The 12,932-nt window shown below is 59.7% G+C and carries 10 protein-coding genes and 1 pseudogene; 5 read left to right on the top strand and 6 right to left on the bottom strand.

Annotated features, from left to right (window positions below; translation table 11 throughout):
• Positions 1-176 precede the first annotated feature (176 nt).
• Entirely contained in the window at positions 177-413 is a 237-nt protein-coding gene (locus tag NKH28_RS28810) for a hypothetical protein (protein WP_352980969.1), read from the bottom strand.
• Between the two features lie 252 nt (positions 414-665).
• Between NKH28_RS28810 and NKH28_RS28805 the strand changes: the two genes are divergently transcribed.
• The 5 genes from NKH28_RS28805 to NKH28_RS28785 are packed head-to-tail and all read left to right on the top strand — an operon-like array spanning position 666 to position 8,655.
• The gene (locus tag NKH28_RS28805) at positions 666-1,661 is read left to right on the top strand and encodes a glycosyltransferase family 2 protein (RefSeq protein WP_352980968.1); all 996 of its coding nucleotides are present in this window, start codon (positions 666-668) and stop codon (positions 1,659-1,661) included.
• Between the two features lie 2 nt (positions 1,662-1,663).
• Positions 1,664-2,830 carry a glycosyltransferase family 2 protein gene (locus NKH28_RS28800; RefSeq protein ID WP_352542858.1) on the top strand — a complete coding sequence of 389 codons (1,167 nt, stop codon included), beginning with the start codon at positions 1,664-1,666 and terminating at the stop codon, positions 2,828-2,830.
• Positions 2,831-2,837: 7 nt separating this feature from the next.
• Positions 2,838-5,855 (top strand): trifunctional glycosyltransferase/class I SAM-dependent methyltransferase/polysaccharide deacetylase, encoded by a 3,018-nt coding sequence (locus NKH28_RS28795; RefSeq protein ID WP_352980967.1) that lies wholly within the window; start codon positions 2,838-2,840, stop codon positions 5,853-5,855.
• Entirely contained in the window at positions 5,852-6,841 is a 990-nt protein-coding gene (locus tag NKH28_RS28790; RefSeq protein ID WP_352980966.1) for a glycosyltransferase family 2 protein, read from the top strand. The genes NKH28_RS28795 and NKH28_RS28790 overlap by 4 nt, the downstream gene beginning before the upstream one ends.
• Positions 6,838-8,655 carry an ABC transporter ATP-binding protein gene (locus NKH28_RS28785; RefSeq protein ID WP_352980965.1) on the top strand — a complete coding sequence of 606 codons (1,818 nt, stop codon included), beginning with the start codon at positions 6,838-6,840 and terminating at the stop codon, positions 8,653-8,655. The genes NKH28_RS28790 and NKH28_RS28785 overlap by 4 nt, the downstream gene beginning before the upstream one ends.
• 153 nt (positions 8,656-8,808) lie before the next feature.
• Here NKH28_RS28785 and galE read toward each other — a convergent pair whose 3' ends face one another.
• The 5 genes and pseudogenes from galE to NKH28_RS28760 all read right to left on the bottom strand — a co-directional run bounded on the left by galE (position 8,809) and on the right by NKH28_RS28760 (position 12,930).
• Positions 8,809-9,783 (bottom strand): UDP-glucose 4-epimerase GalE, encoded by a 975-nt coding sequence (gene galE / locus NKH28_RS28780; protein WP_352542848.1) that lies wholly within the window; start codon positions 9,781-9,783, stop codon positions 8,809-8,811.
• On the bottom strand, positions 9,780-10,754 hold the full coding sequence (locus NKH28_RS28775; protein ID WP_352816292.1) for a UDP-glucuronic acid decarboxylase family protein: 975 nt from the start codon (positions 10,752-10,754) through the stop codon (positions 9,780-9,782). The genes galE and NKH28_RS28775 overlap by 4 nt, the downstream gene beginning before the upstream one ends.
• Positions 10,755-11,192: 438 nt before the next feature.
• A pseudogene (locus NKH28_RS28770) lies at positions 11,193-11,696 on the bottom strand (ATP-dependent DNA ligase).
• A gap of 316 nt (positions 11,697-12,012) precedes the next feature.
• The gene (locus tag NKH28_RS28765; RefSeq protein ID WP_352542257.1) at positions 12,013-12,351 is read right to left on the bottom strand and encodes a slr1659 superfamily regulator; all 339 of its coding nucleotides are present in this window, start codon (positions 12,349-12,351) and stop codon (positions 12,013-12,015) included.
• Positions 12,352-12,369: 18 nt separating this feature from the next.
• On the bottom strand, positions 12,370-12,930 hold the full coding sequence (locus NKH28_RS28760) for a slr1658 superfamily regulator (RefSeq protein ID WP_352542258.1): 561 nt from the start codon (positions 12,928-12,930) through the stop codon (positions 12,370-12,372).
• Positions 12,931-12,932 lie beyond the last annotated feature (2 nt).

Genomic DNA, 12,932 nt, shown 5'->3' with positions numbered 1-12,932 from the left:
CGGTGCGGAGCGTGCATCAAATTGTTCCTGAAGGCGCGACGGTGAAGCGGCATTCGGAACGACGCACGATAGCCGCCGTAACCGCCTTCCCGAGCAGTCCCTCGCCTCGGCGGTTTACGTCCGATCCACGCCGTCTGCGAGGGCCGGAATGGCGAGGTCATCGAAGCGGCGCCATCCTACAGCGAGTTCAGCGCGGTCTGAAGGTCAGGCCGCAGCGCGGCGGCTCGATACCGGCCATAGCCGACGTTCACGAGCAGCCCGTCCTCGCACATCCGGGAGAGATGGCATCGTGGGATGGCGATGTCGGTGAGATCGCGTCCGCACCTCGCCGCGCCCTTGCGCCAGAGCAACGGCGCGATCCCGGAGTGACGGCGGCCGCCCGCCTGCAAGGCGTAGCGCTTCTGCGCGGTCACGATCAGGTTTTCGCATTTGATGCCGCTGTGGCGCGTCTCGGCGTAGGGCTACGGCGAATTCGTATTTGTCAAGATGCGATGGATGTCGCGTCTTTCGGCGACATGATTTTGTCGCGGTCGCAGGCTTTAGTCAGGCGAATAGGAACGCCCGAGCTGATTTTGCCGCGAATTCGCCCCGATCTTGAAGAGGAGTACTGACACGTATGGTCGCTAGCCGTTTTTGCCAACCCTAAGGAGAAAACGAAGTCGCCGATGATCCAGGACAAACCCACGGTAGGCGTCGTGGTCCCGATGTTTAATGCCGAGCGAACCATTGGTTCTACCCTGATTAGCATCTGCCGTCAGAATTACCAGGCATTGGACATTATCGTGGTAGACGACGGATCGACGGACGAGTCCGCATCAATCGTGGCCTCATATGCCAAGAAGGATCACCGTATACGCCTCATAGCAAATTCGAATGGCGGCGTTGCGAACGCTCGCAACAGCGGTGCGGCTTCCACCAGCGCGGAGTTTCTGGCGTTTGTCGACGCCGACGATCTTTGGGCCCCTTCCAAGATCGCACTACAGTTGCGCGCCTTGCAGGAAGGTGGCTCTTCGGCGGGCTTGGCCTATTGTTGGTTCGCGCATATCGACCAGGATGGTCGAGTATTCTCGCTGCGCCATCGGCCCGACGCCGAAGGTCATGTACTCCAGCGCCTGTGCAGACAAAATTTTGTCGGTAACGGCAGTTCGATGCTCGTACGTCGCTCCGCATTCGAGCGAGCGGGACAGTTCGATCCGTCCTTGCGGGCCAGGAACGCACAAGGCTGCGAGGATCTTCTAATGTGCCTCAACATTGCGGAAACTTATGAGTTCCGGCTCGTCCCTCAGCACCTTGTCGGCTACCGAATGACGAACCTCAACATGTCAAGCGATGTCATGCAGATGCTTCGCTCGTGTGAAATTGTCCTTGCCGAATTTCGTGAAAAGTATCCGTCATTCGGGCGCGATTTCGATGCCCACTTGGTCGACATGATCCATTGGCTTGCCACAAGAGCTTTCATTGAGGGACGGTTTTTCGCGGCCGGCGAGCTGCTGAGGAGGCTTTTTGTGACGGAGCCGGGCGTTGCGATCTCCCGCCTGCCCAATATGCTGGAAGAATATTGCAGGGCCCGACTGGTTCCTCGATGGCTCAAGATGCGCGTGAGACGAATGCGAAACGACAAGAGCGAATTTCGGCCTCTCTATAGCGAATTGAGCTGGTGAAGATGTCCGACATGCCGAGTCGGCGCGCAAATTTGTTGAGCGCAGAACTGTACAAGCTGTTTGGCCCGGATGGCTGCGCAGGTATCCGCCACGTGGATTTGGATACCCAAGTCAGTCCCGAGGATTGCGATTCTGGAATGATCGTGTTGTGGCGCGGCGGGCTTCCGGTCGGGCATTTGCTCAGAGGGAGCGACGGTGAGTGCCGCACTATGCCGATCACGGCCGCTGCAGGTCCAACGCTTACTCCACCGGTTCTGCCGAGCGCCAGCGTGGTCATATGCACACGCGACAGGCCGAAAGAATTGCGGCGCTGCCTCTCCTCGCTTCCCCAGCAAAGTGTCCCGCCGGCAGAGATCATCGTTGTCGATAACGCATCGACAGGTAGCGAAACGCGCGAGGTAGCACTCGCTGCCGGCGCAATCTACGTCCGCGAGGATCGACCTGGTCTGGACATCGCTCGCAACCGGGGCGCCCAGCGTGCATCCGCGGAAATCGTCGCCTACACTGACGATGACGTCCTGCTTCACCCGCAGTGGCTTGAGCAGCTGATCACGGCGTTCGACAGGCCTTCGACCGGCGCGGTGACAGGCCTTGTACTGCCAGCAGAACTTGCCACCGAAGCACAGCGCTATTTCGAGACGTTCTGGAGCTTCGGGCAAGGCTACAGGCCGCAATTGTTCCGCGCGGCCGACTTTGCCTCTAGCAGGCACGAAGTGTTCCCGGCATGGAAAATCGGTGCCGGTGCAAGCATGGCCTTCCGGCGCGACGTGTTTGACCGCGCGGGGCTGTTTGACGAGCGCCTTGACGTCGGCCAGGCTGGATGTTCGGGCGACTCTGAATATTGGTATCGGCTGCTTGCCAATGGATATGACTGCCGTTACCAGCCAACCTCCGTCGCATTCCATTTCCACAGGCGGACTATGGAAGGCCTGGCCAAGCAAATCTATTTCTACATGCGCGGTCACTCGGCCGCGTTGCTCGTCCAGCATGAGCGGACTGGCGTGAAGGCGAATTTGAAACAGGCTTTCAAATGGAAGCCACTCTGGTACCTCGGCAGGGTCCGCAGAAGGCTGCTTGGATGCAGGAGCGCTGAGGATCGATTCATTTGGCATGAAATCGCCGGCTATGCTTCAGGAATCCTGTTCTACCTCCGAACCAAGCGCGTGTAAGGACGACGTGGCGGACAATCCCTCGGTTTCAATCGTGGTGCCTGCGCGGAACGCGGAGCTGACACTGGCACAAGCACTCGATTGTCTCATCAATCAAGACATTACTGATTGGGAGGCGATCATCGTCGACGATGACTCGAATGATCGTACTGCCGCAATCATCGCCAGTTTTGTTGGGCGCGAGGCTCGATTTCGCACGGTGAACTCCTCTGCCCATAGCGCCGCCGGCGCGCGCAATCAGGGGATCTCGTCAGCGCGCGGACGCTGGCTAATGTTCCTGGATGCCGACGATTGGGTAGACGCCAGCTTCCTTGCCAAAATGCTGGCCGCATTGAAAAACGCTCCCGATGCAGTGGCCGCTTATTGCGGTTCTCGGCGCGTGATGCCCGATGGCGCACTCACCCCGTCGAGCATCGCCCCCGAGGTTGCGATCCAACCCTTCGAGACATTCGCGCGCCGGTGCGCCATCCGTACTCACGCGCTGCTGATCGACCGGGCGACGATCGTCGAGTTAGGCGGCTTCGATGTGTCGCTGGCCACCTGTGAGGACTGGGATTTGTGGCAGCGCGTCGCACGTCTCGGGAACCGTTGGGTGATGGTCGACGAGCCGCTCGCCTTCTATCGGGCCAGCCCCAATTCGCTCACCCGAAATTCGACGCAGATGATATCAGATGCGGAGATCGTGATTGCCCGCGGCTTTTCTGCCGACCCCAGAGTCAAACACCCAGCGTCTGCACACGCCAAGGGAGCGAACCCGTTGGACGGCCGCGCCGCTTGCGAAGCACTCGCGTGGTTCGCCTTGTGGAACGCTGCGTCGGATTGCGGCAGCGGCGGCGGCTCGATCCCCTCGCGGATCCTGCGCGCGCTCCCGGCCAGATACGAATGGGCGCCTGAGATCGCTAAGGTGGTCTTCGACGGCCTGATCGTAGGAAGTCTATCGACGCCGCAGCAATTGGCCGCCAGATGGGACAGGTTCGGTGGCCCCCTCACCGACTTGGTGATTGAACTCAGCAATCTCTGGAGCGACCCTGCCGCCGGCCGCCGCGTACAATATCATCTTGACCAAATGCTCCTCGACTTCGATGATCTTGCCGTACCGCGCAGGCTGGCGCGAACGCTGGGGATACGCGTCGATGTTCGGCATCCGGGCTCGACCGAACTTCCGGAGGGGATCGATCAATTTTATGTCTACCTAATGATGGAAGGGCAGATCGAAGCTCTCGTGCAGTTCGGTGTACTCGGGAGAGTGACAAGGCGTCATTGGATTGAATTGATCCTGGCTTTCGTGCCCCCTGAGCGGCTTCTAGGCAATCTCTCCGGCCATAGCCGCATGGCGTCCCGCTTCTGGAAGCGTGTCGCGCGGCTTGCGAGGCGATCGCCTGTAGATGCACCGCAAAAGGGCGCCGGTGCCGACAAGTCAAACATGTCTGCAGCCGAGGCATTGTTGTCCATGGCGCGACGCCGGTCTGATCAGGACAGCCATTTCGGCAAACTTGCGGGATTGGCCGCGGAAGCGCAGGCGCTGGTTCGGTCGAGCGCCGAAACTAAAGAGCCTTTTGCAGCGCCGCGCCGTGCACGGGCCGCGGATGGGCGCGACAATGACCGCACATCTTTCTGGAATCGCCATTTTGCGATCGAGGATCCCTGGAACTACGGTTCGCCCTATGAGCAGGAAAAATATGAGCGGCAGCTCGAAATTCTGCCTGCCGGTCCCATCGGACGGGCGCTTGAGCTGGCCTGCGCGGAGGGCCATTTCACGCGGCAGCTGGCGCCGCGCGTGGGCCATTTGATCGCGACCGATATCTCCGCTATTGCCATCGAGCGGGCGCGCGCGCGCTGCAGACACCAGTTGAATATCGAATTCAGGGTACTGGATTTTCTTGCGGATGCACTGCCAGACGGGATGGATTTGATCATCTGCTCGGAAGTGCTCTATTTCCTGGACAATCTCGACGAGTTGCGGCGCGTCGCCTCAAAGATCATCGAGGCGTTGGCGCCTGGCGGCAGTTTCATCAGCGCGCACGCCTTCGTGCTTCGTGACAATATGGAACGGACAGGCTTCGATTGGGACCACAAGTTCGGCGCGCAACTAATTTCGGAGACGCTGGCCGCGACCGAAGGCCTCGTCCTTGAGCGATCGATCCAGACCGAGCTCTACCGCATAGACCGCTTCCGCCGCCTGTCACCAGGCGACGTGGCGACGGAACCGACGATAGATCATGTGCCAATCCGCGCACCCGTCGAAATCGGAGTCGCACGAAACATCGTCTGGGGCGGGGCACGGGCGCTGCGCGGTGAGGTTGCGCGTAGCGAGCGGCGGCAGCGCATTCCCGTTCTCATGTACCACGGCGTCTCCGATGAAGGTCCGGCCGCACTCGCCCGTTTTCGGCTCGCGCCCGCCGCATTCGCCAGCCAAATGGCATGGCTGCGCGCCAATGGCTTTCACGCGATCATGTCAGAGCAGCTCGAATGGTTCATTGCCAACCGTCACCCTTTCGTGGGCCGTCCGGTGCTCATCACCTTCGATGACGGCTTGCAGAACTTTGCCGACCATGCCTGGCCAATCCTGCGGGCCAACGACCTGACGGCCGAAGTCTTCCTGGTAACGGACTTCGTGGGTGAACGTGCACAATGGGATGCCGACAGCGGTCCCCCGGCACCACTCATGGACGCCGAGACCGTGCGACGCCTTGCCGGCGAAGGTGCCTTCTTTGGGAGCCATCTGGCGACGCATCGCGCCATCGATGGCCTTTCGAGCTCCGAGCTGGCCGCTGAGTTGCTGCGCTCGCGTATGTTCGTCGAGCGGTGGACCGGGAGGCCAACGACGGCATTCGCGGCGCCTTTCTCCGTCACGGACCGACGGCTGGGCAGGCTGGCCAAGGAATGCGGCTATCGAATCGGCTTCGGCGGCAGACACGGGCCGGCGGACCTCGATTGCGATCCAATCGACCTTCCACGCATCGAGGTGCGTGGGGACCGTTCGCTCGATGACTTTGTCGCCATGGTAGAGGCGGTGCTCGAATGAACGGCAAACTCGTCAGCGTCATTATCCCCGCTCACAATGCGCAAGATACAATCGACGAGACGCTCCGCAGCGTTCGGTCCCAGTCTCACCGCGCGCTCGAGATTATTGTCGTCGACGACGGCTCGCGCGACCAGACTGTCACCATCGCCCGACACCACATGGAGGTCGACCCTCGCGTGCGGCTGATCCGGCAGGCTAACGCCGGCGTGGCCGCCGCCCGCAATACGGGTTGGCAAGCGGCGCAATCCGATCTGATCGCATTCGTCGATGCCGACGATCTCTGGGCGCCGACCAAGATTGAGCGGCAATTGGCCGCGTTCGATCGGGCAGGCGAGAAAGTGGGGCTCGTCTACTGCTGGTATCGAGTCATCGATGCTCAGAGTGCGGTAACGGATGATCAGCATCGGCCAAACTGGCGGGGCGATGTGCTTGAGCGCCTTTTCCACGGCAATTTCGTTGGCAATGGCAGCGCAGCCTTGGTACACCGGCAGGCCCTGATAGACGCCGACGGTTTCGAGGGTGGGCTGCGCGAGGCCGGCGCGCAGGGTTGTGAAGATATCCTCTTCTATTGTCGCGTTGCCGAAACCTACCACTTCGAAGTCGTCGAAGAGCCGCTGGTGGGATATCGCTATCTACCGGGAAATATGTCGAGCAACATGACCCGCATGCTGCGGTCCTGGATGCTGGTGGTGGACGAGATGCTTGGCCGCCACCCGGATGCGGCAACTACGCTGCGTGAAGGCCTGCATTTCTATTCGGCATGGCTCCTGGAGCGGACGTTGCGCCTGAGGCACCCCCGCTATGTGCTGCCGATCCTGTCATTGCTGCTTCGCCGTCATCCCGCGATCGCCATGCGGATAATCGCCGTGGATTTGCCCCTGATCATAGCGCATTTGGCCAAGCGCGCTGCGACGAAACTGCTGCGCGGTCGCATGCCTGTCCGCCCACGCGTTACCGTGCGCTTCCCGATCGGGGAACTGAAATGAGCAAAGGGAAAGGAGCCATACGCCGCGGTGCGGTCCGTGCTTCGTTGCGCGATCTTTCGCATTTGCTTCGCATCGTTGGCAAGCCGCGCTGGGCGACGCCCGCTCTGCTCGCTGTTGGCTTTCTGTCATCCTTGGCCGAGACGCTCGGCATCACCCTGATCTTGCTGTTCCTCTATTTGGTGTCCAGCCGAATCACGGATGCTGGAAATGGCCTTCAGGGCCGAGCGCTGGGCCTGGCAGTCGCCTGGCTCGGTAGTCCTACCCGGCTCGCCTTCGCGATCCTCCTACTCATCTTCGCTCGTGGAGCGCTGGCGCTGCTGTATTCGTTGATAAGCTCCAGCATCGGCGAACGGATCAGCGAGCGCGTGCGCAACCTCGTCCACGAACAATATCTCACGGTCGCGTTCGGATCCATCCAACAGCACGAGCAATCGCAACTCATGGAGGTGCTCGGGACCGAATCGTGGCTGGTGGCGCAAGCGTATGGCGCAGTGACCCGACTCATCATCAACAGCTGCTCTATTTTCGTGTTCGCCGTCTTTCTCTTCACGATCTCCTGGAAGATCCTGGTGATCGCAGCCCTTGGCTCAATCGCGATCTCGGCGATCTTGCGCATCTTTTCGCGACCCGCGCGGGACCTGGGACATCGGGTGAAGAAAATCCATCAATCGCTCGGCGAGCATATGCTCATGACACTCCAGGCGTTGCGCACCATCCGCGCCTACGGACAGGAGGCGCTACACCAGCGTCGCTTCGTGCAATCGTCGGCGGCCGCGCGCGACGCATCGCTGTCCCTGATTCGCCTTTCGTCCTGGATCGGCCCAGCGACCGAGATCGGCTATCTGGGAATGTTGGGCTCCATCGTCCTGGTCTCCGGGTGGTGGCATATCAGCTTCGAGGTAACGCTGGCCGCTGTGGCCCTCCTCTATCGGCTGCAGCCGCATACGCAGGAGTTCGAGAGCAACCTGCTGTTTCTGGCGCAGATGCAGCCGCAACTGCGCTCGGTGTTGGAGATGGTCCAGTCCGAGGACAAGGAATATCCATCGCAAGGCACCATCGCACTCGGGAATTTGAACGCGAGTATCGTTTTCGAGCACGTGAGCTTTTGCTATGATCAAAATGCGCCGGTGCTCACGGACCTGTCGTTCGATATACCAGCCGGAGAAACCACGGCGCTGATCGGCGCAAGTGGCGCTGGCAAGACGACGATCGTGAACCTCCTCTTACGGCTGTACGAACCGACCTCTGGCGACATCAAGATTGACGGCACCCGGCTGCAGGACATCAGGCGGGACGACTGGCTGTCCAAGATCGCCGTAACGGGTCAGGACGTCGACCTCGTCGAGGGCACGGTGGCAGACAACATCCGCATGGCCAAAGCCGACGCGTCCCAAGAAGAGATCATTGTGGCTGCCCGCAGTGCCGGCGTCGCGTCATTCGTCGAAGACCTCCCCGATCGCTACGATACCTGGATCGGGCAGGAGGGGCTGCGATTTTCCGGCGGCCAGCGACAGCGCATTGGCCTGGCACGAGCTGTATTGCGCAATCCGGACTTCCTGATCCTGGATGAGGCCATGAACGCACTCGATACCGCGCTCGAGGATCAAGTACGGCGTGCGATTGACAGGCAGCTTGGCAAAAGGACAATTTTGCTGATCACGCACCGCATAGAAACGGCGCGTGATGCAGGCAACGTCATTTGGATAGAGAACGGCAGAGTCAACAGCCAAGGACCTGCCTCCGTCGTTGTTCCTCAATACCAAGGTCGCCAGCACGAAATCGTATGTGCCTCTGACGCTGAGGACAAAGGATGATGGCCCTGCTCTATTTTTCTTCAGTTGCCCTCAACGCTGACGCGCGTCCAAACCCGGAGCCTCTCCATCGACTCCGTCCGGCGCCGACAGTGAATCGAGAGCTGGTCGGCCGGTCTTTGCTGCTCTCTCGGCCACGGCAGCGTGGCGGACCTGTCATAATCGGCTACGGTACCAGGCCAGCGCCGTCTCGACGATCCTGTCTATTCCGGATTGCTCAGGCACCCAGCCAAGTTCCCGCTGCGCCTTGTCGGCCGCGGCCACAAGCGCTGGCGGGTCACCTGCCCTGCGCGGACCGTAAACCGCAGGAAGGCGCGATCCCGATGCCCGGCTGACCGCATCCACCAGCTCCTTCACCGTCGTTCCAGCTCCAGTCCCGAGATTGTAGACGTGGACACCCTTGTCGCGCAGCAGCTTCTCCCCTGCCAGGACGTGAGCACGTGCGAGATCGGTGACATGGACATAGTCCCGCACCGCGGTTCCATCGCGGGTATCGAAGTCGATGCCATTGATGGTAAAAATCCGGTCCCGCCTGACAGCCGCCTCAATAGCGAGGGGTATGACGTGTGTTTCCGGTTCATGCCGCTCGCCGACCTCGCCGTCGGGATCGCATCCGGCCGCGTTGAAATACCGGAGCACGACCGCGTCGAGGCCATGGGCATAGGAGAGATTATCCACCATCCGTTCTATGATAAATTTCGACCATCCATAGGGATTGATGGGCGACTGCGGATGCGTTTCGTCAATCGGAGAGCGAACCGGAACTCCATACGATGCGCATGTGCTGGAAAAGATCAGCTTGCCCACGCCGACCTTCAACATCTCCTCGAGTAACACCAGCGACCCGAAACTGTTGTTTCGGTAGTAGAGTCCGGGATTTTCGACTGACTCGCCCACATAGGCGTAGGCGGCGAAATGCGCCACCACATCAGGCCGATATTGTCGTAGAGCCGCCGACACGGCCTCGGCGTCGGAAATGTCGCCTTCGACAATCGGTCCCCATTTAACCGCGTCGCGCCAACCGCGCGAGAGATTATCATACGTGATCACCGACCAACCCGATTCGGCGAATGCCTTGCAACAGTGTGATCCGATATAGCCGGCCCCGCCGGTGACCAAGACGGTCTTCATTCGGCAGCGGCCGGCCGTACATAGCCCGACGAAACCAGGCCTTCAAAATAGGCAATGGTCTTGACAAGGCCGTCCCGCAATGCGGTTCTTGGCTCCCAATTGAGTTCGCGCAAGGCGCTCCCGATATCGGGCTGTCGCTGTCTAGGGTCGTCAACGGGCAAAGTCAAAAAACTGATCGACGACCGGCTTCCAGTAAGTTCGATCACCAGATTGGCGAGTTCTAGCATCGTGAATTCGACCGGATTGCCGAGATTGATCGGACCAGTAAGATCGTCAGCCGTCTGCATCATGCGAACCAGACCGTCGATGAGGTCGTCGACATAGCAAAATGAACGTGTCTGCTGGCCAGTGCCGTACACCGTGATCGGTTCGTTCAGCAGGGCTTGGACGATGAAGTTGGAAATGACGCGGCCGTCGTCCGGACGCATCCTAGGGCCATATGTGTTGAAGATGCGCGCTATCTTGATCCGCAGACCGTGCTGTCGCCGATAGTCGAAAAAGAGGGTTTCAGCACATCGTTTGCCCTCGTCGTAACAAGAACGGGGTCCTATTGGGTTTACCCTGCCCCAATAATCCTCGGTCTGCGGGTGAACGTCAGGGTCACCGTAAACTTCGGACGTCGACGCCTGAAGGATCTTCGCGCGAACCCGTTTGGCGAGCCCTAGCATGTTGATCGCCCCGTGGACGCTGGTCTTGGTCGTCTGAACCGGATCGAACTGGTAGTGAACGGGGCTCGCAGGACAGGCAAGATTGTAGATCTCATCAACTTCAACGTAGAGTGGAAACGTCACGTCATGGCGAATGATTTCGAAGGAATGATTGTCGAGCAAATTGGAGACGTTTCTTCGGCTTCCGGTGAAGAAATTATCGACACAGGCAACTTCGTGACCTTCACCAAGCAGTCGCTCGCACAAGAACGATCCCAAAAAGCCCGCGCCTCCAGTCACCAGGATCCGCTTTGCCTGTGGCATTTTCGGGTCTCCAAGACAAATTAGCCAAGCTCACAATCTCGCTTCACCGTAGCCCGATCTACCGGGGTCTGCTTTCAATTTGCGTTACCAACAAGACATTTTTGTCGAAACGCGACCCGTTCCCGATGTCCGCGGCGGAAGAAGGCTGGGTTCGATTCAGATTAGCGGTCGTGGGTCAGTTTGAAATTCCGAGCCGCTTTCCCATCGTTGTTGCCCTTGGGATCGTGTGCGGTCTGCCCGCCGGGCGCGATCATCAGCCTGCCTGTGGCATATTAAGAGCCGCACCTACAGGTCGGACACATGGCGCACCAGCCAGCAACTGCAGAGCGCTCAAATAGAACCCTTGCCAACGGAGAGCCGTCCATACACGGCCCAATTTTGAGCCTCAGGGCGGTGGTGACTGGAACGCGCAGCATGTCGGTCGGCCGACTTGACCGCCTACGCTCTCGAGCCCACCTTCTCGATGGCCCGAAAGATCGCTAGCGCACTGCTCTCGAAATGCTCGCTGTACTGGATCTTGCCGGGGCCGTGCTCAACGAGCTGCCACAGCGCCTGCTTGCGCTGCAGCAGGGGCAAGGAGGTTAGATTGCGACCGTCGAGATGGAGGATATCGAACGCGACGAACACCAGCCGGCTCGGTTCGAGCCAGATCGCAGCTTCCTGCGCAGGTCAATGGGGAGCGCCCTGCTCGCCTGGAACAATGACCTCGCCGTCGATAATGGCAGCCCGGCATGGCAGTTCGGCCGCCAGCGCGATGGGCCAGTATTTCGTGGCCCAGTCACGGCCGTTCTTGCTGTATAGACGCACGCCGCCTTTATCGATGATGATCTGCGTTCGGTAGCCGTCAAGGTTGACCTCCTGAAGCCATCCCTCATCTTCGGGCGGCTCCGTGACCCGAGTCGGGATCTGCGGCGGAATGAACTCCAGCTGGCCGCCGTTCACCTTGGCACGCTTACTCAATGACGCCACCTTTGATCGCGCGGCGGCTGATCGGCACAGACAGCCCGACATCCCCCCAACTTGGACGCCTGCCGCCTGTGCCGAGCCCCCGCCGAGCCATTGCGAGCATCTGCGCACGAGGCCGGATTGTCGTTAGCTTGGCATCCAAATACTTATCCTGGTGTACATATTCGCTGTAGGCGCCGCGCTCCTGCACCTTCTCACTATCGGTGCGGAGCTCCCGCATCGTCCCGGCTGACCTATACTATCTCGGGTTGCCGCAAGCCCACGCAGTCCCTTGGCAAATTTCGGGACCTGGTCAGTCCATCAAAAGCACCACAGCGGGATGCAGCTTCTTCAGATTCGGCAATGATTTCGACTGCCAGGGTATGTCGGGCGTTCCACGCACGACGAGTCGAACATCGGGATGCTTGCGCACCTCGATGGTAAATTTCGCCAGCAGGTTGATGCCGGAAGAGTTGAGAAAGTGAAGGTCCTTCAGATTGAGCGTAATGGAAGCGGGTTTCGAGGCAAGAACACTGGTCGCCAAAGCCGTGATAGGCGCACCGGCCTCGGAACTGGCAAGCCGCATTGCACCGTCGAAGAAAATTTCGCTTCCTTCAGTCCACACACGATAGTCGTCTGTCTTGATTTCCATAGCCTGGCTTCGTTTCTTCTAGTTGTGAATTTGCGAGATCGGAATGGAGGCATATGTCTCCACGCAGATCCGATCGCTTTCGTCGGCGGCGCTGAATATCCAAGCCAGGCGTGCGCCGTAGTCACTCATCAACGTCAGCAATCCAAGTCCGGAGCCTCCTACGTCGGGGTTGGCGGCATTGGCTTCAATTCGCTGTATCAGCAGGTCCATGGGGTCGCCAACCGTGATGTCCGCCAGGAGACTTTGGAACTCAGACGCATCTTCACCATCGACGTCATTCGACACTTTCAGCTTGAAGCACTCCGAATCCATCGACGCCTCGATCAAGATCTCACCCGGTGCGCGAAACTTGACGGCATTTTCGATGAGTTCGTTGACCAGATATCCAATGCTGTGCCGCACTTCCATGTAGTCATTGCGGGACGACCGGAAGCGCAATGCGAAAAGATCGGCGATGAAGTCCGAGGTCGTGGCACAATGACGCCAACTCAAGTCGAGAGGTCCGTCGAACAGCCGCACGCGACTGACGCTCTCCTTCATCCCGATTGCAACGTCAGGGGTCCCGAACAGCGTTGTCATGG

This window comes from Mesorhizobium sp. M1227 (assembly GCF_040318315.1).
Lineage (GTDB): Bacteria > Pseudomonadota > Alphaproteobacteria > Rhizobiales > Rhizobiaceae > Mesorhizobium.
The sequence above is the reverse complement of the archived record's forward strand: the minus strand, read 5'-3'. Positions and strand labels throughout refer to the sequence as shown.